Origin of the sequence: Enterobacter sp. PGRG2 (genome assembly GCF_030291195.1) — a bacterium.
Taxonomy (GTDB): Bacteria; Pseudomonadota; Gammaproteobacteria; order Enterobacterales; family Enterobacteriaceae; genus Enterobacter_D.
Genome location: NZ_CP127837.1, coordinates 644604 through 667817 on the forward strand (window position 1 = coordinate 644604; position 23214 = coordinate 667817).

The 23214-nt window shown below is 55.8% G+C and carries 21 protein-coding genes; 12 read left to right on the forward strand and 9 right to left on the reverse strand.

All coding sequences use genetic code 11. The features are described from left to right. Positions 1-7: 7 nt before the first annotated feature. Positions 8-211 carry a p-hydroxybenzoic acid efflux pump operon protein AaeX gene (gene aaeX, locus QRD42_RS02720; RefSeq protein WP_072569538.1) on the reverse strand — a complete coding sequence of 68 codons (204 nt, stop codon included), beginning with the start codon at positions 209-211 and terminating at the stop codon, positions 8-10. A gap of 177 nt (positions 212-388) precedes the next feature. Here aaeX and aaeR point away from each other — a divergent pair, with 177 nt between their 5' ends. Next, the gene (gene aaeR, locus QRD42_RS02725; protein WP_072569537.1) at positions 389-1318 is read left to right on the forward strand and encodes an HTH-type transcriptional activator AaeR; all 930 of its coding nucleotides are present in this window, start codon (positions 389-391) and stop codon (positions 1316-1318) included. Between the two features lie 47 nt (positions 1319-1365). Here aaeR and tldD read toward each other — a convergent pair whose 3' ends face one another. The 8 genes from tldD to csrD form a co-directional block, all read right to left on the reverse strand. Further along, positions 1366-2814 (reverse strand): metalloprotease TldD, encoded by a 1449-nt coding sequence (tldD, locus tag QRD42_RS02730; protein WP_318374889.1) that lies wholly within the window; start codon positions 2812-2814, stop codon positions 1366-1368. Between the two features lie 81 nt (positions 2815-2895). Next, on the reverse strand, positions 2896-6690 hold the full coding sequence (yhdP, locus tag QRD42_RS02735; RefSeq protein WP_321988130.1) for an AsmA2 domain-containing protein YhdP: 3795 nt from the start codon (positions 6688-6690) through the stop codon (positions 2896-2898). Between the two features lie 58 nt (positions 6691-6748). Then, on the reverse strand, positions 6749-8218 hold the full coding sequence (gene rng / locus QRD42_RS02740; RefSeq protein ID WP_318377058.1) for a ribonuclease G: 1470 nt from the start codon (positions 8216-8218) through the stop codon (positions 6749-6751). Beyond that, positions 8208-8801 (reverse strand): Maf family protein, encoded by a 594-nt coding sequence (locus tag QRD42_RS02745; RefSeq protein WP_072569533.1) that lies wholly within the window; start codon positions 8799-8801, stop codon positions 8208-8210. The genes rng and QRD42_RS02745 overlap by 11 nt, the downstream gene beginning before the upstream one ends. Positions 8802-8810: 9 nt before the next feature. Continuing rightward, positions 8811-9299, reverse strand: coding sequence for a rod shape-determining protein MreD (mreD, locus tag QRD42_RS02750; protein WP_072569532.1), 489 nt, complete (start codon positions 9297-9299; stop codon positions 8811-8813). Beyond that, the gene (gene mreC, locus QRD42_RS02755; protein WP_318363354.1) at positions 9299-10294 is read right to left on the reverse strand and encodes a rod shape-determining protein MreC; all 996 of its coding nucleotides are present in this window, start codon (positions 10292-10294) and stop codon (positions 9299-9301) included. The genes mreD and mreC overlap by 1 nt, the downstream gene beginning before the upstream one ends. A 68-nt stretch (positions 10295-10362) precedes the next feature. Continuing rightward, a complete protein-coding gene (gene mreB / locus QRD42_RS02760) occupies positions 10363-11406 on the reverse strand; it encodes a rod shape-determining protein MreB (protein ID WP_006818047.1) in 1044 nt (347 codons plus the stop codon). A gap of 307 nt (positions 11407-11713) precedes the next feature. Continuing rightward, on the reverse strand, positions 11714-13654 hold the full coding sequence (gene csrD, locus QRD42_RS02765; RefSeq protein ID WP_321988131.1) for an RNase E specificity factor CsrD: 1941 nt from the start codon (positions 13652-13654) through the stop codon (positions 11714-11716). A gap of 182 nt (positions 13655-13836) precedes the next feature. Here csrD and msrP point away from each other — a divergent pair, with 182 nt between their 5' ends. From msrP to fis, 11 genes are all read left to right on the forward strand, one after another. After that, on the forward strand, positions 13837-14838 hold the full coding sequence (gene msrP / locus QRD42_RS02770; RefSeq protein ID WP_072569529.1) for a protein-methionine-sulfoxide reductase catalytic subunit MsrP: 1002 nt from the start codon (positions 13837-13839) through the stop codon (positions 14836-14838). Next, positions 14839-15438 carry a protein-methionine-sulfoxide reductase heme-binding subunit MsrQ gene (gene msrQ / locus QRD42_RS02775; RefSeq protein WP_321988132.1) on the forward strand — a complete coding sequence of 200 codons (600 nt, stop codon included), beginning with the start codon at positions 14839-14841 and terminating at the stop codon, positions 15436-15438. 234 nt (positions 15439-15672) lie between these two features. Then, positions 15673-16125: a type II 3-dehydroquinate dehydratase gene (gene aroQ / locus QRD42_RS02780; protein ID WP_321988133.1), complete on the forward strand. Its 453-nt coding sequence runs from the start codon at positions 15673-15675 to the stop codon at positions 16123-16125. A gap of 21 nt (positions 16126-16146) precedes the next feature. Further along, entirely contained in the window at positions 16147-16617 is a 471-nt protein-coding gene (gene accB, locus QRD42_RS02785; protein WP_072569526.1) for an acetyl-CoA carboxylase biotin carboxyl carrier protein, read from the forward strand. A 10-nt stretch (positions 16618-16627) separates the two neighbouring features. After that, positions 16628-17977: an acetyl-CoA carboxylase biotin carboxylase subunit gene (accC, locus tag QRD42_RS02790; protein WP_072569525.1), complete on the forward strand. Its 1350-nt coding sequence runs from the start codon at positions 16628-16630 to the stop codon at positions 17975-17977. Positions 17978-18078: 101 nt separating this feature from the next. Further along, positions 18079-18321: a YhdT family protein gene (locus QRD42_RS02795; protein WP_318363350.1), complete on the forward strand. Its 243-nt coding sequence runs from the start codon at positions 18079-18081 to the stop codon at positions 18319-18321. Continuing rightward, the gene (gene panF, locus QRD42_RS02800; protein ID WP_318363349.1) at positions 18311-19762 is read left to right on the forward strand and encodes a sodium/pantothenate symporter; all 1452 of its coding nucleotides are present in this window, start codon (positions 18311-18313) and stop codon (positions 19760-19762) included. The genes QRD42_RS02795 and panF overlap by 11 nt, the downstream gene beginning before the upstream one ends. An 11-nt stretch (positions 19763-19773) precedes the next feature. Further along, entirely contained in the window at positions 19774-20655 is an 882-nt protein-coding gene (gene prmA / locus QRD42_RS02805) for a 50S ribosomal protein L11 methyltransferase (protein ID WP_321988134.1), read from the forward strand. Between the two features lie 157 nt (positions 20656-20812). Continuing rightward, positions 20813-21553, forward strand: coding sequence for a carbonic anhydrase (locus QRD42_RS02810; RefSeq protein WP_321988135.1), 741 nt, complete (start codon positions 20813-20815; stop codon positions 21551-21553). Positions 21554-21906: 353 nt separating this feature from the next. Continuing rightward, positions 21907-22872, forward strand: a complete 966-nt coding sequence (gene dusB, locus QRD42_RS02815) for a tRNA dihydrouridine synthase DusB (RefSeq protein WP_321988136.1) — start codon at positions 21907-21909, stop codon at positions 22870-22872. A gap of 25 nt (positions 22873-22897) precedes the next feature. After that, a complete protein-coding gene (gene fis, locus QRD42_RS02820) occupies positions 22898-23194 on the forward strand; it encodes a DNA-binding transcriptional regulator Fis (RefSeq protein ID WP_003855228.1) in 297 nt (98 codons plus the stop codon). The last annotated feature ends 20 nt before the right edge of the window (positions 23195-23214 follow it).

Genomic DNA, 23214 nt, shown 5'->3' on the forward strand with positions numbered 1-23214 from the left:
ATCTACCTCAGTCGAACAGGCGCGTCAGTAAATAAAATAAGCAGCAATATAGCGCTGTATTAAACAATGCCGGGTGCCAGACAAAGTCATAGATCCCTGTCGGGAGCAGCAGACGGCGCACCAGCCAGAACAGCGCCAGTGATATAAGTAACTCAAAGAATATCGGTGGGAACGACAGACCGAACACCACGACCACGGGAAACAGACTCATGTTGACCTTGATTAACGCATGCAGGAGACAATTATTATTCACGTCACCGCAGGAATTAGGGCCAGAAAGGCCAGGCGAGAGTGACGTATCTATTATTCAGCTAACTATATATTAGCGTAACTGTTATACTGTCATCTATATAGTGTGATCTAAATCACTTTTAAGCCAGAGTGAACAATGGAACGATTAAAACGCATGTCGGTGTTCGCCCGCGTCGTCGAACTGGGTTCGTTCACCGCCGCCGCGCGACAGCTGCATATGAGCGTCTCCTCAATCAGCCAGACCGTCTCGAAGCTGGAAGATGAGTTGCAGGTGAAGTTGCTCAACCGCAGCACCCGCAGCCTGGCGCTGACCGAAGCCGGTAAAATTTATTATCAGGGCTGCCGACGGATGCTGCATGAAGTACAGGACGTGCATGAACAGCTCTACGCTTTTAATAACACGCCCATCGGTACGCTGCGCATCGGCTGTTCTTCAACCATGGCGCAAAATGTCCTCGCCGGGATGACTGCCCGGATGCTGAAGGATTACCCCGGCCTGACGGTGAATCTGGTGACGGGGATCCCCGCCCCCGATCTTATTGCCGACGGGCTGGACGTGGTGATCCGCGTGGGGGCATTGCAGGATTCGAGCCTTTTTTCCCGCCGTCTGGGGGCGATGCCGATGGTGGTGTGCGCCGCGAAAAGCTATCTGGCGCAGTACGGCATTCCTGAAAAACCCGCCGATCTGAGCAATCACTCCTGGCTGGAGTACAGCGTGCGCCCGGATAACGAATTCGAGCTGATCGCCCCTGAAGGGCTATCCACGCGCCTGATCCCGCAGGGCCGTTTTGTCACTAACGATCCGATGACGCTAACCCGCTGGCTGACCGCCGGGGCCGGAGTGGCCTATGTGCCGCTGATGTGGGTGATCGATGAGATCAACCGCGGCACGCTGGAGATCTTATTTCCGCGCTACCAGTCGGATCCGCGCCCGGTTTACGCGCTTTATACCGAAAAGGACAAGCTGCCGCTCAAGGTGCAGGTCTGTATTAACTATCTGACGGATTATTTTGTTGAGGTGGCGAACCTGTTTCAGGCGATGCGCGGACGGGCGAAGGAAAAATAATGTAGGCCCGGCAAGCGCAGCGCCGCCGGGCAATTTCACGCGATAAATTATGCCGTACCGCCCACGGTCAGGTTATCCACTTTCAGCGTCGGCTGACCCACGCCGACCGGCAGGCTCTGCCCTTCCTTACCGCATACGCCCACGCCGCTGTCGAGTTGCAGATCGTTACCGACCATCGACACCTGCTGCATGGCTTCGATACCGGAGCCGATCAGCGTGGCGCCTTTCACCGGCGTCGTCACTTTACCGTTTTCAATCAGATAAGCTTCGGACGTTGAGAAAACGAATTTACCGGAGGTGATATCCACCTGACCGCCGCCAAAGTTTGGCGCGTAGATGCCGTATTCAACGGACTCGATGATCTCCTGCGGCGTGGATTGCCCCGCCAGCATGTAGGTATTGGTCATGCGCGGCATCGGTAAATGGGCATAGGATTCGCGGCGGCCGTTACCGGTTGGCGCGACGCCCATCAGACGGGCGTTCAGCTTGTCCTGCATATAGCCTTTCAGAACGCCCTTCTCGATCAGCACGTTGTACTGGCCCGGCGTACCTTCATCATCAATGGCGACCGAGCCGCGACGATCGTGCATCGTGCCGTCATCAACGATGGTACAGAGTTCAGACGCTACAAGTTGCCCCATCTGCCCGCTGAATACCGAGGTACCGCGGCGGTTGAAGTCGCCTTCCAGACCGTGACCCACCGCTTCGTGCAGCAGCACGCCCGGCCAGCCCGCGCCCAACACCACCGGCAGCGTACCGGCAGGGGCCGCCACGGCGGAAAGATTCACCAGCGCCATGCGCACGGCTTCTTTCGCCCAGGCATCCGCCCGGACGTCGCCGCCCGCATCGGCGAGGAACCATTCATAGCCGAAACGACCGCCGCCGCCGCTTGAGCCGCGCTCGCGCTTGCCCTGATCTTCCACCTGCACGCTGACCGACAGACGAACCAGCGGGCGGACATCCGCCGCCAGCGTGCCGTCAGTCGCGGCCACCAGGATCAGTTCATAAACACCGGTGAGGCTGGCATTCACTTCCTGTACGCGCTTATCCGCAGCACGGGCCACCGCATTCACGCGACGCAGAATGTCGAGCTTCTCTTCACGGGTCATGCTTTGCAGCGGATCGACGCTGGTATAGAGCGCGCCATACTCCACCGCGCCCAGGGTTTTCACTTTACCGTCGCCGCTGTCGCGCACGATAGTGCGTGCCGCCTGCGCGCTCTGTTCCAGCGCCAGCAGGCTGATCTGATCGGCGTAAGCAAAGCCCGTTTTTTCACCGCTTACCGCCCGCACGCCGACGCCCTGGTCGATGTGATACGAGCCGTCTTTAATGATGTTGTCTTCTAAAACCCAGGACTCATGATAGCTCGACTGGAAATAGAGATCGCCGTAATCAAGACGGCGCTCGGCCAGCTGGCCAAGAATGGAAAACAGATCCTGATGATTCAGGCCATTCGCCGTTAGCAATTGTTCACTAACCAGATTCAAACTCGTCATGTTGCTACTCTTTGGTTGCCGCCAGGTTAGCGGTAGAAATCATATCTATTGAGAGTGAGGCAATTACTCGCCCCCGTCAAATCATTGCTTCGCCGGGCTACGCGGCTGGCGCAGCACTTCATTAATTTGTGGTTTATCCATGGTGCCGGTGATCTGGTAGCGCAGGATGGAGACTTTATTCCACAAGGGCCCCAGCACTTTACTGGCGGCGAATACCGCTGCGCCGACGATGGGGTTAACCGCAAAAGCGGCCGCCACGCCGACGGTAGCGGAGATTTCCGGCGCCACCACGGCTTCCACGTCGAGTTTACGGCGAACCAGGTCTACCGATCCTTTCATGGCGATATCCGCTTCCAGGCCATCCACCAGGGTGTCATCGGTATGCAGCACGCCATCTTTGATCCAGGCGGTGCTGCGGATGGAGTCAAAATAGAAGCCTTCGCTGAAGGTGTCGCTGAAATCAAACCGCAGCTTGCGCAGCAGCGCGTCGAAACTCACCAGGCGCAGCAGCTGCCCGGCGCGTCCGGTGCTGACATCCGCGATCTCGCCGTTACCCAGCCGGGTGCGCAGAATACCGTTGAGGGAGGCTTCTTCCGGCTGCCAGGGCGTATTGCGCCAGTGCAAATCGTAATCGACGTCAAAAGGCGCTTCCCGCAGTGGCGTGGTAACACCAAAGAAATTGGTCGCCGCGTCGATCTTATCCCCCTTTAGTCTGCCCTTAATCGACGTGCGTTCGGCACCGGCGCGGTTGACCCATTCGCCGTTCGCCGTCAGACGGGCAAAGCCGCTGTCCAGCAGACCATTCTTCAGGGTTAAGGTGTCGCCATTGATCGTGAAATCGCCGTCGAGCCGCCCGTATTTTTGTCCCCAGAACCAGCACTCCGCGCAGCGTAATTGCAGATCAGGCCAGCCGCTGAAATCGATCTGCCGTTTGGTAAGCAGCGTCGTCGGCGACAGCGGATCGCGCTCGGCCGCCGCCGGGTTGTAATAGAGATAGCGGATCGCCGCCTGCCAGGGAGCGTTATCCAGCATCGTGACAGTAGCATTGATTTCACGTCCCTGGGCTTCGACTTTAGCACCGCCCGCTACCGGCTGCTTCACGATGCTCAGGTTGTTCCATTGCTGCCCGCCGAGCGTCAGCGCCGGGGTACGCAGGGTAATGCTTTCCGGGAAGGCCGTCGCGCTACTGACGTTATTCGCCACGCCCTGCTGGAGCAACGCCATCCACTGCGCGCCATCCAGCGGCGGCAGATTCAGCTCCACGCCTGCGGTTTCCGGCAGCGGCGGCAGCGTCCGGCTTTCCGACGTCCAGATAGCGCGGTCCAGGGTCAGCTTTTTACCCAGCAGCCAGCGGCTGTTGAAATGGCTGTCGCTGCCCGCTTTGCCCGTCAGATCGAAACGCCGCAGGTCGCCTTCCACTTTCACCGTTAACGGCAACGGCTGACCGGCGGCTTTTTCCAGCGGCGAAGGCAGACGGCTGGCGATATTTTTTAAGTCGCCTTTGATATCCACGTTGTAGCGCGCACCGGCATGATAAGGCAGCTCGATGCCCACTTTGCCATTCCAGGCGGCGCTACCGCTGACGGCATCGCGCAGCTGTTTCGGCAGCGCCTCTATGCCCGCAGGCTGCCAGTTACCGTTCAGATCTACCGCCACCTGATAGGCCTTTTCGCCCTCGGTGGTGGAGAAATTCACGTTAAGCGGCTGATTAAACCAGCGGGCGGTCAGCGGCTCGCTTTTCAGATTGCCGTTCTCAAAGCTGAACTGGCCGCTTAAATTATGCAGCGTGCTGTTCAGCGGCTTAATAAACAGGCTGTTATTATTCAATCGGACGTTGCCTTTGGCGGTCGTCATTTCGCCATCCAGCGGAATATCCAGATGTAAGCGAGCGCTTACATCGCCATCAAGCTGAAGCTCTTCCAGCGTGGCGCCCAGCGAATCTTTCAGCGGCGTGTCGTTGAAATAAGGCCCCACTGCTTTGCCTGGCCCGCTGATATCAGCATCGATCAGCAGTTTTTCTTTCAGGTAATCCGGGATCACCGCCGTCAGATTATGACCTTTCACACCGCCAAGGTTGACCTCATCGGTCCTCATCCACAGGCCGTCATTAAGGAAGTCCAGTTCCATATCGAGATTTTTAAGCGCCGGCCAGCCAGGCTGGAACGCGAAGGTGGCGTTACGCAGCGGCACCAGCACTTCGAACTGGCCTTCGTTATGTTTATAGGGGAACAGATGCGGATTACCGCCGTACACCAGGGTGGCGTTATCCACCTGGCCGCCCTGGATTGCGCCGCTCAGGTAATCCACCAGCGCTTTACCCATCAGGTTTTCCGGGAAGTACCGCCAGGCCTGTCCGGCATCATCGGTGCTGATCCCGGCGAGAATGCCAAGCCAGGGTTCATCTCCGGCAGGTTGCAGATAACGAAAATCGCCGCGCGCATGAACGCCCGTGCCTTTGACATCAATCTGCCGACCATCGAGCTGGAAACCTTTGTCATTTTTCAGCCAGTTAAGTGTGGCGACGCCCTTTTCGATTTCCAGCGGCGCGCGGAATACCGTTTTGTAGGGCATTTTCGCATCGGTGACGCTGCCGGTCAGCCTGCCGTCGTCCACGCTGCCGGAGAGCGTACCGGTAAAGTGCTCGACGCCCGGCAGCATTTTCCATTGCTGCCAGGCAAGATTGTTCCAGTTCGCCTGAAAGCGGGTTTTTTCAGTCGCCTGAAGGGGAATATCCAGCGCCAGCTTTTCGATTTGCCCGGTCGGCTGCATGGCGCGCCAGATTTCGCCCAGCGCAGGCGAGAGTTTTTCGGCAATGGGCAGCAGGCCGTCCAGCCCGTTCAGTTCCAGATGGCTGGCGCGCACGCGCAGTTCGTCGCTGCGTACGCCCTTCGCCCCGCCCACTTCCTGCGCCGGAACCCAGGCCAGCGACAGCGCGCCTTTCGGCCACGGCTTGTCATCCATGGTGATACGGGTTTCGGGAATATCGAACTGCCAGCCCTGCTGCTGGCGGGTGACGTGCGCCGTCAGATTATCAACTGACAAACGGTGCGGCTGGCTATCGCCTTTCCAGCTGGCGCCGCCTTTTTTCAGCCAGACATCGCCCCCCGACACTTCGCCTTTGCTCAGCGTCAGCCAGCCCTCAAGGCTAAAGCGCGCGGTTTGCAGGGCGACGTTATCCTGCATCCATTTGCCAAGCCAGGGTTTGACGTCAATATCATCGGCCTGTAGCCATACGCGGCCATGGTTGAGCAGCCCTTCGTCGTCACGCAGATCCATACGCACTTTCATCACGCCGTGTTGTCCGGTAAGGCTGGAGAGGCTGACTTCGCCTTCGGCACGGTGACGGGCTTTGCCGTTAAGCCACGTCAGCTGTGGCACCGCCAGCTCGGCCCGCTGTCCGGATGGCGTCAGGAAACTGATATGGCTGTCGCGCAGATCGAAATGATCGAACTGGCGGAGGAACAGATCGCTCAGGCGGCTGGTTTCCATGCCCTCGCTGTCATTGCTCTGTTGCAGGGGCGTATTGGTATGAACCTGAAGCTGATAAAAGGTGAGGTCGCGGAACTGCCAGCGCAGGTGCAGCAGGCTTTGCCAGACGTCGAGCGCCAGGGTGACGCGCTCAATGGACACTTCGCCGCCGTCTTTAAAACCGGCGTGGATGCCGCGTACGTCCAGCGTCGGGCCGAAATTTTGCCAGCTGGCGGTAACCTGTTTTGCGTCTACCGGCACGCCGGAGGAGGATTCGATTTTCGCGAGGATGGCCGGACGCCAGCTGTCCAGATGCGGCAGCATCAGGCGCAGGCCGCTCACCAGCAGCGCAATGATGACAACCAATGTCGCCACAGTCAGCAGCAATATCCCCGGCAGTCGCCTCACGCATCTCTCCTTGTCAGCCCGCGCAACAGGCCTTGATCGTGTCGCAGCATGCTACGAATTACATCATCACTACGTCGAACTGCTCTTGATTGTAGAGCGGTTCAATCTGCACTTTGACCTGTTTGCCGACAAAAATTTCGACTTCCGCCAGCGCGTGGGACTCTTCGCTTTTCAGCGCCTCGGCCACCGCCGGAGAAGCATAGACCAGGAAACGATCGGAATCGTAGGCATGATGCACACGGACAATTTCGCGCATGATTTCATAGCAGACGGTTTCGACGGTTTTCACCGTCCCGCGACCATGGCAGGTCGGGCATTCGTTGCACAGCACATGCTCGACGCTTTCACGGGTGCGTTTACGCGTCATCTCGACCAGACCGAGCTGCGAGAAACCGTTGATGCTGGTTTTGACGCGATCCTTGCTGAGCGCCTGCTCCAGCGAATGCAGCACGCGACGGCGGTGATCTTCATTATTCATGTCGATAAAATCGATAATAATAATGCCGCCGAGGTTGCGCAGACGCAGCTGACGGGCGATAGCCTGGGTGGCTTCGATGTTGGTGTTAAAGATGGTGTCGTCAAGATTACGGTGGCCGACAAAGGCCCCGGTATTGATATCGACGGTGGTCATCGCTTCCGTTTGATCGATGATCAGATAGCCGCCGGACTTCAGTTCAACCTTGCGCTCCAGCGCGCGCTGAATTTCGTTTTCGACGTCAAAGAGATCGAAAATCGGCTGACGCCCGCTGTAATGCTCAAGCTTGCTGGTCATCTCCGGAATATATTCGGCGGTGAATTCCAGCAGCGCTTCGAAAGTCAGACGGGAATCGACGCGAATACGATCGAGGTGCGCATCGGCAAAATCGCGCAGCACGCGCTGGGCCAGCGCCAGTTCGCCGTACATCTGATAACGCGTCTGCGGGCGCTTTTTGCGCTCCATGACTTTCGTCCATACGCGTTTAAGGTAGGCGGCATCGGAGGCCAGGTCCTCTTCGCATACGCCTTCTGCGGCGGTACGGATGATAAAGCCGCCCTGCTCATCGCAATATTCAGCCACCACGCGCTTTAAACGCTCGCGCTCGGTTTCGCTTTCAATACGCTGGGATACCCCAACGTGGGACGCGCCCGGCATAAACACCAGGTAACGGGATGGCAGGGTGATGTCGGTGGTCAGACGCGCGCCTTTGGTGCCGAGCGGATCTTTCACCACCTGCACCATCAGATCCTGCCCCTGACGCACCAGCTCTGAAATGTCGCGCACGGTGAAGTTTTTCTGCTCTTCCCCGGCCACGCATTCGGTATGCGGCATGATGTCGGAGGCGTGAAGAAACGCCGCCTTATCGAGACCAATATCTACAAAAGCCGCCTGCATACCGGGCAGCACACGGCTCACACGACCTTTGTAGATATTGCCGACTATTCCGCGCCGCGCTTCACGCTCAATGTGGATTTCCTGCAAAATGCCGCCATCAATGTACGCCACGCGTGTTTCTGAAGGCGTTACGTTTACCAACAATTCAGCCGTCATCTTTATTCCTTCCCTCGCGCAGTGCGTTAAAATTGCTCAGCAACTCATAGGTTTCTACCAGCGGTAAGCCGACCACAGCGTGGTAACTGCCGTTAATCCGTCGCACAAAGCAGCCGCCCAGTCCCTGGATCCCGTAGCCGCCCGCTTTATCCATCGGTTCACCGCTGGCGATGTACGCCATGATCTCATCATCAGAGAGTACTCTGAATGTCACATCTGTGACTACCAGACAGTCAAGAATGTGCTGACGATCGGCCAGCGCTACGGCAGTCATCACCTGGTGCGTTTGCCCTGAAAGCTGATGCAACATCTTAGCAGCATGAGAGGTATCCTGCGGTTTTTCCAGCACTTCGCCATTTAAAATGACAATGGTGTCAGCGCCGAGCACCGGCAAATCCCGCGCTGCCTGCGCCACACCAGCCTGGGCTTTTTCCCGCGCCAGACGCGTCACATATTGCTGCGCGCTTTCCTGCGCCTGACGGCACTCTTCGGTGCCGGGCAGAATGCGTTCAAATGAGACGCCCAGTTGCGTGAGCAGTTCCTGACGGCGGGGAGAGCCGGAAGCAAGATAGAGATCTGTCATAATACCCTTTTATTGCACTGCAAACTGCTGGCGAATTTTACGCATCAGCAGGAAAAGCCATGGCCAGAGAACACCGTTAACCGCGCTGCTCCAGAACACTTCCGGCCTGAAGGAGACATTGATCACCAGGAATTCCGCCCAGAACACAATCACCTCGGTGGCAAGCGAAAGCAGCATCACCACCAGCGCCTGCTGCCAGAGCGCGAGGTTACGGAAAAGCTGGAATTTGAGTGCCACGAGGTAAGCGATAATGCTCAGTGACAGGGCCCGCACGCCAAGCGTCGAACCGCTGATGAGATCCAGTATGGCACCCACGGCTAAACCTGTACCGACATTCACGCGGTGCGGTAAAGCGAGGATCCAGTAGAGCAGGATCAGCAGTACCCAGTTAGGCCGGTAGACAATGATGTCATCCGGCCAGGGCATAATCTGCAATAAAAGCGCAATGAGAAACGAGAGCCAGATCACCCAGCGTCCCTGGCTACGATAACTGCCCACTATTGTCCTCCCGGCGCTGTACCGGCAGGCTGCGGCAACCCGGTTGCCGGTGCAGGCACGGGCGCAGGCGGCCCCATCGAATCAGGGGCAGGCAATACCTGGGGCATCATCTGCATCAGGCGTTCGTTGGCGACGCGGTGCACGTCTTCCGGCGTCATCGGGTTTGCCCCGTTACGATCCGCGCCCCACAGCAGCAGCAAATAGCGTAAACGCTGTAAACCCGCCGTCGGACGCGCCTGGATCACGGTGTAAGCACGTTGCGTATCCAGCTTAACGGAGGAGACGACGCCCACCGGATAACCTTCCGGGAAACGTCCGCCCAGACCGGATGTCACCAGCACGTCGCCGACACGAATGTCGGTGTTGGCGGGCAGGTGCTCCAGTTGCAGATCGTCGGTACAGCCGTTACCGGCCGCGATGACGCGGATATCGTTACGTAAGACCTGGATAGGCAGCGCATGGGTGGCATCGCAGATTAACAGCACGCGGCTGGTGAGTTTCGCCACGGCGACCACCTGACCGACCACGCCTTTATCGCTGATCACCGGCTGGCCTTCGTAGACGCCGTTCACGCTGCCTTTATCGATAACCACCTGATCGCTGTAAGGGTCGTTCACCGTCGAGATGACCTGAGTCACCATTTTTTGTTCATCCTGGCGCAGGGGTGAGCCCAGCAGCTCGCGCAGACGCGCGTTCTCCTGTTTGTACTGCCCCAGCATCAGCAGTTCGCTGTTTTTCAGCAGCAGTTCCTGGCGCAGCGCCCGGTTTTCAAGTTCGAGCTGGTCACGTGATGCCAGCGTTTGCGATACGCTGTCGAGCAGGGCACGGGGACCGTTAGAGACAAAGTAGAAAGGACTGACGGCGGTATCCATGTACGTTCGGATCTGACTGAACGCACCCAGGCGGCTGTCGGCGATAATGACACCAAGCGCAACCAGCACCGCCAGAATAAGGCGAATCTGTAGCGACGGGCCACGGCTAAAAATTGGCTTCATAGGCTATGCGTATTCTCAGGCCGGCCAGAACCGAAGCGGCAATAGCGCCGCCCCGGATCTGACACCGACTATTCTTCGCTGAACAAATCGCCGCCGTGCATGTCGATCATTTCCAGCGCCTTGCCGCCGCCACGCGCGACGCAGGTCAGTGGATCTTCTGCAACTACGACAGGAATACCTGTCTCTTCCATTAACAGGCGGTCAAGGTTACGCAGCAACGCGCCACCACCGGTCAATACCATACCGCGCTCGGAGATGTCAGAAGCCAGTTCCGGCGGACACTGTTCCAGCGCAACCATGACCGCGCTGACGATACCGGTCAGCGGTTCCTGCAGCGCTTCGAGGATTTCGTTAGAGTTCAGGGTAAAGCCGCGCGGCACGCCTTCCGCCAGGTTACGACCGCGCACTTCGATTTCGCGCACTTCGTCACCCGGGTAAGCAGAACCGATTTCATGTTTGATACGCTCGGCCGTTGCTTCACCAATCAGCGAGCCGTAGTTACGACGCACATAATTAATGATGGCTTCATCGAAGCGGTCGCCGCCGATACGCACAGAAGAGGAGTAGACCACGCCGTTCAGGGAGATAACGGCCACTTCTGTGGTACCGCCACCAATATCCACCACCATGGAACCCGTCGCTTCTGAAACCGGCAGGCCTGCACCAATTGCGGCAGCCATCGGCTCTTCAATCAGAAAGACTTCACGGGCGCCTGCGCCTTGCGCGGATTCGCGGATAGCACGACGCTCAACCTGGGTTGCGCCAACCGGCACACACACCAGCACGCGCGGGCTTGGACGCATAAAGCTGTTGCTGTGCACCTGTTTGATAAAGTGCTGCAGCATTTTTTCCGTCACGAAGAAGTCAGCGATAACGCCGTCTTTCATCGGGCGAATAGCCGCAATGTTTCCTGGCGTACGGCCAAGCATCTGTTTAGCTTCATGACCTACCGCAGCGACGCTTTTCGGGGAACCAGCACGATCCTGACGAATAGCCACAACAGAAGGCTCATTCAATACGATGCCTTGTCCTTTTACATAAATAAGGGTATTCGCGGTACCCAGGTCAATGGACAAGTCATTGGAAAACATGCCACGAAATTTTTTCAACATACTGAGGGATAATCCTGAAAGCTGGGGCGGAAGAATAAAATCCGCTTACTTTACCAACCACACGCAGCAGCGACAAGGCGCAAAAATCGACGGCTACGGTGAAAATTAGTGCAGTTTGTGTCCTTGAGTTACAAATCGACCTGACTCCTTCAGGACAGATAGAGACCGCAGCGTTCCTCGCTATCACTTTGCAACCAGTCTAAGGTCATTCACTGGCTTTTTTACTGCACGAACTGGCGGGCAGACATGCACACCCCCACAAGATACAGCGCGCGTTATTCTACGTGAAATAACGTTAAACGGCAGGTCAAACAGAGTATCTTTGTGAATATTTTTTTACTTCGGTGTCAAGCGGCATCGAGGCTGCAAAAAAATCCCCCTGCCCGCCTGCCACTCCGCGTTCAATCAGGGTCTGCCATTCCCCTTTAGTACGGATGCCGGTGGCGAAAACGCGCGTTTGCGTTCCTTTGCAGGCCTCCACCAGACTCTGTACCAACAACTGGTTTTCGGTGCGCTTTTCAATGTTACGCACCAGGCTCGGATGGAGCTTCAGCAGTTCCACATCCAGCGCCTTGATCCAACTGGTGCTGACCAGCGTCAAACCCGCCTGAGCGACCACTATTCGCGCGCCTAATGCGGTCATTAATCGCACGACCGGTTGTAAACGGCTGATGTGTTGACAAACATCTGCCTCTGCAAGTTCAATAATAATCCGTTTACGTTGTGATTTTTCACATTGCATCAGGGTATCGCGCAACCAGCGCTGGAACTGGGGGCGGATCAGCGCCTCTACCGTAATGGGCATCGCCAGGCTCTCCTCCGGCCAGAAACGCAGGAAAGGGATCAGCCGGGTCATCTGCTGACGGTCATACTCCTCCGCCAGTCCGAACTGCAACACCATCGGCATATATTCCGCCGGAATGACCTCCTGATCGCCATCAAAAATGCGACACATCAGCTCCCGGTGATGCACGCGCCCGTCGCGGGTTACCGCGGGTTTCTGGTAAAAGCGCGGGCCGCCGCGGCTGAGCATCTGTTCGATCAGCGTTCGCCAGCGGACATTGCCGCGCCCTTTTTCCGGCAGCGTATCATCCCACACCGCCCAGCTGTTGCCGCCCTGCAATACGGCGTTACGCGTGGCCGCTTCAGCGTGTTCCATCACCTGTTCGGTGGATTGCCCGCCGCGCCAGGCGCAAATGCCAATGTGGATCATGTCATCCCGGTCGAGCATTTTGGACGGCGGCAGCGCGTCCACCGATTTCAGCAACTGGGCGGCGATACTTTCTGATTCTTTCAGCGTGCGGTGCGAGAGTAAAACGGCGAAGTCATTACGCTGATAGCGGGCCAGCAGCGCGCCGGGATAGCGCAGCATAAAGGTGGAAAGCAAATTAATGAGCACAAACAGGTTGTCTTCGGTGGCGGCTGCGCCCCATTTATCACGCAGTGAATCAAAATCCGGCAGGCGGATCAGCATGACCACGCCGTGCGTCCCGACGTTTTCCTGATCGTCCAGCAGCGTTGCCAGCTGGTTATCAAAGAACAACCGGTTGCTGAGCCCGGTTTTGGTGTCCTGGGCAACGTACGCGCGGATCAGGGTATCCATATGGCTGCGCTGATCCGCCGCCGTCTGGATCTCCGTCAGCAGCACATCCAGCGCGCTGCTGGTGCGCGACGGCCATTCATGCACGTTTCCGCGCACCTGCGGCCCGCGCTCCCCGTTGAGGATTTTTACTGAGCGGTTTTCCAGCAGCTCCTGTCCGGCGAGCTGGCGGCGTAGCCAGCGCACCGCCAGAAAAATAATGATCACCATAAAACCGATGGCGAGGGTTAAGGGCGCGGTCGCCAGCAGGGAATGAAAATAGTTCACCATCGGATCCTGGTAAGTCATTGAAATGGTCGTACCTGGATTTTTCAGCGAATGGATGGTGATTTCACGGTATTGCGTGGTGCTGCCCTGCGGACGATAGACATCTTTGGCGGTCTGATTGACCAGCGTATGATCGCCCTGCCGGATAACGATGCGCGCAATATCCACTGGCACCATGATTTCATTAAGTTGGGCGCTGAGAACATTTACCGGCGTTGAGACGAGACGGCTATCAATAATGGCGGCAACCGACTGCACCCGGTTGCTGAGTTTGTTCTGAATGGCAGAGTAAAAGCTGAAGGAACAACCTAGCAGGGTGACAAATATTGCCAGCCCGGTAAGCAGAGTGACAAAGGCTGAAAATTTCGTCGTTAATCGCATCCCTGAGTTAACTCCGTTGGTTGAAGGGCGCTTTGTGCCGTCATGACATAGTGTAGAGTAAGCGCTAACTTGCAGCAGGAAACGGGATACTATCAAACAAAAGTGAGCAGGCAAATTTTGGTAACACACTCGCGCTGGCGCAACTCATCCGTCATGCTTATATAAAGCAGACGGAGGATGAGATGAAACCACGAAAACTAACAGAAGCAGATGTCACGGCAGAATCGGTATTTATGCTGCAACGGCGTCAGGTATTAAAAACGCTGGGCATCAGCGCTACCGCCCTTTCTCTTTCCTCTGCGGCGCAGGCCGATCTGCTCAGCTGGTTTAAGGGCAATGACCGGCCAAAAGCCCCCGCCGGGAAACCGCTGAACTTTAATAAACCTGATGAATGGCAGAGTAAACTTTCTCTGACGCCTGAAGAAAAAGTCACGGGTTACAACAATTTTTACGAATTTGGTCTCGATAAGGCCGATCCGGCGGCTAACGCCGGCAGCATGAAAACCGATCCCTGGACGCTCACCATCAGCGGCGAAGTGGCAAAGCCGCTGACCCTCGATCACGATGCGCTGACCACGCGCTTCCCCCTTGAGGAGCGAATTTACCGCATGCGCTGCGTGGAGGCCTGGTCGATGGTGGTGCCGTGGATCGGCTTCCCGCTGCATAAGCTACTCGCGCTGGTGGAGCCCACCAGCAACGCAAAATACGTGGCGTTTGAAACTTTATATTCCCCGGACGAGATGCCCGGCCAGAAAGATCGCTTTATCGGCGGCGGCCTGAAATATCCCTATGTTGAAGGGCTGCGTATTGATGAAGCCATGCATCCGCTGACCCTGTTAACCGTCGGCGTGTACGGTAAAGCGCTGCCGCCGCAAAACGGTGCGCCGGTACGTCTGACCGTGCCATGGAAATATGGCTTTAAAGGCATTAAATCCATTGTCAGCATCAAACTGACCCGTGAGCGTCCTCCCACTACCTGGAATCTTTCGGCACCCAATGAATATGGCTTTTTTGCCAATGTGAACCCGCATGTCGATCATCCGCGCTGGTCGCAGGCCACTGAACGCTTTATTGGTTCCGGCGGCGTGCTGGACGTGAATCGTCAGCCGACGCTGCTGTTTAATGGCTATGCCGATGAAGTCGCGTCGCTCTATAAGGGCATGGATTTGCGGGAGAATTTTTAAATGCGTCTGACGGCAAAACAGGTGACGGGGCTGAAATGTGTGCTGCATCTTGCCGGACTGTTGCCGCTGCTCTGGCTGTTCTGGGCAGCCAGCCAGGGCTGGTTCAGCGCCGATCCGGCGAAAGATATTCAGCATTTTACCGGCAGGATGGCGTTAAAATTTCTGCTCGGCTCACTGCTGGTAACGCCGCTGGCGCGTTACGCCAGACAACCGTTGCTGATCCGCACCCGCCGCCTGCTGGGGCTGTGGTGTTTTGCCTGGGCCAGCCTGCATCTGGTGAGTTACGTTATGCTGGAGCTGGGGATTAATAATCTTGGTCTGCTGGGCCAGGAGCTGATATCCCGTCCTTATCTGACGCTCGGCGGTATCAGCTGGCTGATCCTGCTGGCGATGGCGCTGACATCCACCCAGGCCATGATGCGAAAATTGGGCAGAAACTGGCAACGTCTGCACAATTTCGTTTATCTTGTGGCGATCCTCGCGCCCATTCATTATCTGTGGTCGGTAAAGGTATTATCCCCGCAGCCGGTACTCTACGCCATCGCCGCGCTGGCGCTTTTGGCATGGCGTTACAAGAAGTTCCGTCAATGGTGGCAATAGTGCACGGTTCTGTGCACTTTCCCGCAGTTCTTCTGTCATCCGCTGTCATTTCCTGGATAGCGGTTGATAATCTTCCCTGATAAGACCAGTATTTAGCTGCCAAATGCTACGAAATCGTTATAATGTGCGACTTTGGTTTTGCCAACAGGGTTTTTAGGACTCTGAAAAGGTGACAACCGGGCAATGAAGGTATATTTTGTTTTTTACCGAAGTATTGCAGGAGATAGCAGCACAATGGTGGACAAGTTGCACATTTTGCTCTTAAACGGCCCTAATCTGAATATGCTGGGAACGCGCGAGCCGGAGAAGTACGGTACTCTGACGCTTAACGAAATTGTTACGTCTTTAAGCCAGGAAGCCGAAGCGCTCAACGTGTCTCTTTCGCATTTACAGTCCAACGCGGAGTATGTACTTATCGACCGCATTCATCAGGCTAAAGACAATGTCGACTATATCCTGATTAATCCGGCCGCGTTTACGCACACCAGCGTTGCCCTGCGTGATGCCCTGCTCGCCGTGAGTATCCCGTTTATCGAGATCCACCTGAGCAACGTGCATGCGCGTGAGCCGTTCCGCCATCACTCCTATCTCTCCGATATCGCTGCTGGCGTCATCTGCGGATTTGGCGCTGACGGTTATTCATACGCTTTACAGACGGCGGTAAAACGCCTGTCACAATCACACTAAACAAGAGTACGGAACCCACTCATGGATATTCGTAAGATTAAAAAACTGATCGAGCTGGTTGAAGAATCAGGCATCTCCGAACTGGAAATTTCTGAAGGCGAAGAGTCTGTTCGTATCAGCCGTGCTGCGCCAAACGTGGGTTATCCCATGATGCAGCAGGCTTATGCCGCACCGATGATGCAACAGCCAGCCCTGGCTAACGCTGTTGCACCTGCCGCCACCCCAACAATGGAAGCGCCGGCAGCAGCAGAAATCAGTGGCCACATCGTACGTTCCCCGATGGTCGGGACGTTCTACCGCACCCCAAGCCCGGACGCAAAAGCGTTCATCGAAGTGGGCCAGAAAGTGAATGCGGGCGACACCCTGTGCATCGTTGAAGCCATGAAAATGATGAACCAGATCGAAGCTGACAAATCCGGCGTGGTGAAAGCCATTCTGGTAGAAAGCGGCCAACCGGTAGAATTTGACGAGCCTCTGGTCGTCATCGAATAACGAGGCGAACATGCTGGATAAAATTGTCATTGCCAACCGCGGCGAGATTGCTCTGCGTATTCTGCGTGCCTGTAAAGAACTGGGCATCAAGACTGTCGCCGTGCACTCAACAGCGGATCGCGATTTAAAACACGTATTACTGGCGGACGAAACGGTCTGTATCGGTCCGGCACCGTCCGTAAAAAGCTACCTGAATATTCCGGCGATCATCAGCGCGGCTGAAATCACCGGCGCGGCAGCGATTCACCCGGGTTATGGCTTCCTTTCAGAGAATGCCAACTTTGCTGAGCAGGTTGAGCGCTCTGGCTTTATCTTTATCGGCCCGAAAGCTGACACTATTCGTCTGATGGGCGACAAAGTGTCGGCGATCACCGCGATGAAGAAAGCAGGCGTGCCAACCGTACCAGGCTCTGACGGCCCGCTCGGCGACGATATGGATGCTAACCGTGCCCATGCTAAACGCATTGGTTACCCGGTGATCATCAAGGCGTCCGGCGGCGGCGGCGGTCGCGGTATGCGCGTGGTACGCGGTGATGCCGAACTGGCGCAATCCATCTCCATGACCAAAGCTGAAGCGAAAGCGGCATTCAGCAACGACATGGTGTACATGGAAAAATACCTGGAAAACCCTCGCCACATCGAAATTCAGGTGCTGGCAGATGGACAGGGTAACGCCATTTATCTGGCCGAGCGTGACTGCTCCATGCAGCGTCGCCACCAGAAAGTCGTCGAAGAAGCGCCAGCGCCGGGCATTACTCCGGAACTGCGTAAATTCATCGGCGAACGCTGCTCCAAAGCCTGTATTGACATTGGCTACCGTGGCGCGGGTACTTTCGAGTTCCTGTTCGAAAACGGCGAGTTCTACTTCATTGAGATGAACACCCGTATTCAGGTTGAACATCCGGTAACAGAGATGATCACCGGTGTGGATCTGATCAAAGAGCAGCTGCGCATTGCCGCAGGTCAGCCGCTGTCCATCAAACAGGAAGACGTCCGGGTTCAGGGTCATGCGGTCGAGTGCCGTATTAACGCCGAAGATCCGAACACCTTCCTGCCAAGCCCGGGCAAAATCACCCGTTTCCATGCGCCAGGCGGTTTTGGCGTGCGCTGGGAATCGCATATTTACGCCGGTTATACCGTACCGCCGTATTATGACTCCATGATCGGTAAGCTGATCTGCTTCGGTGAAACCCGCGACGTGGCCATTGCCCGCATGAAAAATGCGTTGCAGGAGCTGATCATCGACGGCATCAAAACCAACGTTGATCTGCAAACCCGCATCATGAATGACGAGAACTTCCAGCACGGTGGAACTAACATCCACTATCTGGAGAAGAAGCTCGGTCTTCATGAGAAGTAATTAAGCGCTCGCAGCAAAAGGCCGGATTTCCGGCCTTTTTTTTATTCTCTTTTTCGCTCTTGCGGTACAATCCCCGCCTTTCTGATCCCCGAGGGACGATAATGGATACACGTTTCGTTCAGGCGCACAAAGAGGCCCGCTGGGCACTCTGGCTTACGCTGCTTTATCTCGCCGCCTGGTTAGTGACCGCTTACTTACCGGGAGATACGACCGGATTCACCGGATTGCCCCACTGGTTTGAAATGTCCTGTCTGCTGCTGCCGCTGGTATTTATCCTGCTGTGCTGGGCGATGGTGAAATTTATCTACCGGGATATTTCCCTGGAGGACGACGATGCAGCTTGAAGTCATTCTGCCGCTGGTCGCCTATTTGCTGGTGGTTTTTGGCCTGTCGGTCTATGCCATGCGCAAGCGCGCCTCCGGCTCATTCCTTAACGAGTATTTTCTCGGCAGCCGCTCCATGGGCGGGATCGTGCTGGCGATGACGCTGACCGCCACCTACATCAGCGCCAGTTCATTTATTGGCGGGCCGGGGGCGGCTTACAAATATGGTCTCGGCTGGGTGCTGCTGGCGATGATCCAGTTGCCTGCCGTCTGGCTGTCGCTGGGTATTCTGGGCAAAAAATTCGCCATCCTCGCGCGTCGTTATAACGCCGTGACGCTCAACGATATGCTGTTTGGCCGCTATCAGAGCCGCCTGCTGGTATGGCTGGCCAGTATCAGCCTGCTGGTCGCCTTTGTTGGCGCGATGGCGGTGCAGTTTATCGGCGGCGCGCGCCTGCTGGAAACGGCGGCCGGTATTCCTTACGAAACCGGGCTGCTGATTTTTGGCGTCAGCATTGCGCTCTATACCGCCTACGGCGGTTTCCGTGCCAGCGTGCTCAACGATACCCTGCAGGGCATGGTGATGCTGATTGGCACTATCGTGCTACTGGTCGGCGTGGTGCATGCCGCTGGCGGACTGGGTAACGCCGTCGATACGCTGCAACGCATCGACCCAAAACTGGTATCGCCGCAGGGTGCGGATGATATTCTGACCCCTACCTTTATGACGTCGTTCTGGGTGCTGGTATGCTTTGGGGTGATCGGCCTGCCGCATACGGCGGTACGCTGCATCTCCTATAAAGACAGCAAAGCGGTGCATCGCGGTATGATCATCGGCACCATTGTGGTGGCGATCCTGATGCTGGGCATGCATCTGGCGGGCGCGCTTGGCCGCGCGGTGATCCCCGATCTGATCGTGCCGGACCTGGTGATCCCAACGCTGATGATGAAAGTGCTGCCGCCTTTTGCAGCGGGGATCTTCCTTGCGGCGCCAATGGCGGCGATCATGTCAACGATCAACGCACAGTTGCTGCAAAGTTCCGCTACGATCATTAAAGATCTCTACCTGAATCTCTATCCGGCGCAGATCAATAATGAAAAGCGGCTGAAGAAAATGTCGGCGGCGATCACGTTGATCCTTGGCGTCTTGCTGTTGCTGGCGGCCTGGCGTCCACCAGAGATGATTATCTGGCTTAATCTGCTGGCCTTTGGCGGGCTGGAAGCCGTATTCCTGTGGCCGCTGGTGCTGGGCCTCTACTGGGAGCGGGCCAATGCGGCCGGGGCGCTTAGCGCGATGATTGTGGGCGGTGTGCTCTATGCCGTGCTGGCGACGTTTAAAATACAATATCTGGGCTTCCACCCGATTGTTCCGTCGCTGTTACTGAGTTTGCTGGCGTTTCTGATCGGGAACCTTTTTGGTCGCCCGGTTGCGGAAGGCCACGTTATTACATCTGATAAATAAAGAGTTTTGCCATGCCGTGGATCCAACTGAAACTGAATACAACCGGGACGAATGCCGAAGCGCTGAGCGATGCGCTGCTCGAAGCCGGCGCCGTCTCTATCACCTTCCAGGACACGCACGATACGCCGGTGTTTGAGCCGCTGCCGGGCGAAACCCGCCTGTGGGGTGACACGGACGTCATCGGCCTGTTTGATGCCGAAACGGACATGAACGAGGTGGTATCACTGCTTGCGTTGCATCCGCTGCTGGGCGCGGGTTTTGCGCACAAAATCGAACAGCTGGAAGATAAAGACTGGGAACGCGAGTGGATGGAAAACTTCCACCCGATGCGTTTCGGTGAGCGCCTGTGGATCTGCCCGAGCTGGCGCGATGTCCCGGACGTGAACGCCGTCAATGTGATGCTGGATCCGGGCCTGGCTTTTGGTACCGGCACTCACCCTACGACCTCGCTGTGTCTGCAATGGCTGGATGGCCTGGATCTGACCGGTAAAACGGTGATCGATTTTGGCTGCGGCTCCGGCATCCTCGCCATTGCGGCGCTGAAACTGGGCGCGGCGAAAGCCATTGGTATCGACATCGATCCGCAGGCCATTCAGGCCAGCCGTGATAACGCCGAACGTAATGGCGTGGCCGATCGTCTGGAGCTGTACCTGCCGCAGGACCAGCCAGCGACCATGAAAGCCGATGTGGTGGTGGCGAATATCCTCGCCGGCCCGCTGCGTGAACTGGCGCCGCTGATCAGCGTACTGCCTGTTGAAGGCGGTCTGCTGGGCCTTTCCGGTATTCTGGCCAGCCAGGCGGAAAGCGTTTGTGATGCCTATGCCGATCTGTTCTCGCTTGATCCCGTCGTGGAAAAAGAAGAGTGGTGCCGCATTACCGGTCGTAAAAAGTAAGTCCCTGCCGCAACGCAGTCTTCTGCTGCGTTGCGCTTATCTCCTGCCTGCCCCATTTTTTGTCCTTTATTCCGTCGTCAATAAGCCTATAATTTTCCTTTCAATTCATTGAAATTTAATATGTTTTTTGGGATTAACTATTCATGGGATGAATGTTATGAACACTGCATTACGCAGCGTGGCTTTATTAGCGCTGGGTCTGCTGTCGGCCTGCGCCACAGCAAACGAATGGAGTTATGAAGGAGAAAGCGCGCCAGAATATTGGGGAGAGCTGAACCCGGACTATTTTATGTGCAGCAAAGGGATGAACCAGTCGCCTGTCGATATTACAGCGGTCATGAAAACCCGTCTTATGCCGCTAAAACCACGTTATCCGCAAAGCCCGGTAAGCCTCAGCCATGAAGGCTATACGGTGATGGCTACCTTTGCCGACGATAACAAAAACAGCGTGAAAATAGACGGCGAGCTGTTCATGCTCCGGCAACTGCATTTCCATGCGCCGTCGGAAAATACGGTGGGTGGTAAGCATTACCCACTGGAGATGCATCTGGTGCACCAGAACGCGCAGGGTGAGACGACGGTCGTGGCCGTCATGTTTACCACCGGTACGCCAAACAATGAACTCCAGAAGCTGTGGCATGAAATGCCGCGCGAGGCGGACGAGAGCGTGGCGCTTACACAGGATGTCGACATCAAAAAACTGCTGCCTGCACGCACAATGTACTATCGCTATAGCGGATCGCTCACCACCCCGCCCTGTACGGAAGGCGTGCGCTGGCTGGTTATGAAAGAGCCGCTTTCACTTTCAGCGGAACAACTGAAGACGCTGACCCGCGTTTTACCTCATGAAAATAATCGTCCCGTACAGCCGGGACACGGTCGGGTGATCATCGAATAACGACACATTATTGCGTGAACCCGTACCGCGTAACGATGCTTTTATGAGCAGAAAAAAACGAGAGGTAGATCGCATTACTGGAGTTGAAGTGTCTATAAAAACAGCAAGTTACCAGATAACCCGCCGTTTTTTAGCGGCAAAATTCACTGTATTTAAGGAATTTTAGTTACGTCATGAATTATTACTATTAACATAACTCAATGATTCTCATGATAATTTATTGATAAATCCAATATGAATAACGGATTCAATGATCTGCAACAGTGGATTGTTCAAAGTTTGGCCTTTCATCTCGTGCAAAAAATGCGTAATATACGCCGCCTTGCAGTCACAGTATGGTCATTTCTTAACTCATGCGAATCGGACACCACCAGCTCAGAAATCGCCTGATCGCAGCGCCAATGGCTGGCATCACTGACAGGCCATTCAGGACGTTGTGCTACGAGATGGGAGCGGGACTTACCGTATCCGAGATGATGTCATCTAACCCTCAGGTCTGGGAAAGTGATAAATCACGCTTACGTATGGTGCACATTGATGAGCCGGGTATTCGTACAGTGCAGATCGCTGGTAGCGTACCTGAAGAAATGGCGGAAGCCGCACGTATCAACGTGGAAAGCGGTGCCCAGGTTATTGATATTAATATGGGTTGCCCGGCTAAAAAGGTGAATCGCAAGCTGGCAGGTTCAGCCCTTTTGCAACATCCAGATCTGGTGAAGTCTATCCTGACTGCGGTGGTAGCGGCTGTGGACGTTCCTGTTACGCTCAAGATTCGCACGGGTTGGGCGCCAGAACACCGTAACTGCGTAGAAATTGCCCAACTGGCTGAAGATTGTGGTATCCAGGCTCTGACCATTCATGGACGCACTCGCGCCTGTTTGTTCAACGGAGACGCGGAATACAGCAGTATTCGGGCAGTTAAGCAGAAAGTTTCCATTCCGATTATCGCGAATGGCGACATTACTGACCCGCTTAAAGCCAGAGCTGTGCTCGACTATACAGGGGCTGATGCTCTGATGATAGGTCGCGCGGCTCAGGGAAGACCCTGGATCTTTCGGGAAATCCAGCACTATCTGGACACTGGGGAGCTGCTTCCTCCCCTGCCTCTGGCAGAGGTGAAGCGCTTGCTTTGTGCGCATATTCGGGAACTGCATGACTTTTACGGTCAGGCAAAGGGTTATCGAATTGCGCGGAAACACGTATCCTGGTATCTCCAGGAGCACGCTCCAGATGACCAGTTTCGGCGCACATTCAACGCCATTGAAGACGCCAGCGAACAGCTGGAGGCGTTGGAGGCATACTTCGAAAATTTTGCGTAAACAGAAATAAAGAGCTGACAGAACTATGTTCGAACAACGCGTAAATTCTGACGTACTGACCGTTTCTACCGTTAACTCTCAGGACCAGGTAACTCAAAAACCTCTGCGTGACTCGGTAAAACAGGCACTGAAGAACTATTTTGCTCAACTGAATGGTCAGGATGTGAGTGATCTGTATGAGCTGGTATTGGCTGAAGTTGAACAGCCATTGTTGGACATGGTGATGCAATACACCCGCGGTAACCAAACGCGCGCTGCTCTGATGATGGGCATCAACCGTGGCACTCTGCGTAAGAAATTGAAAAAATACGGCATGAACTGATACTAATCAGTTAATTGCTT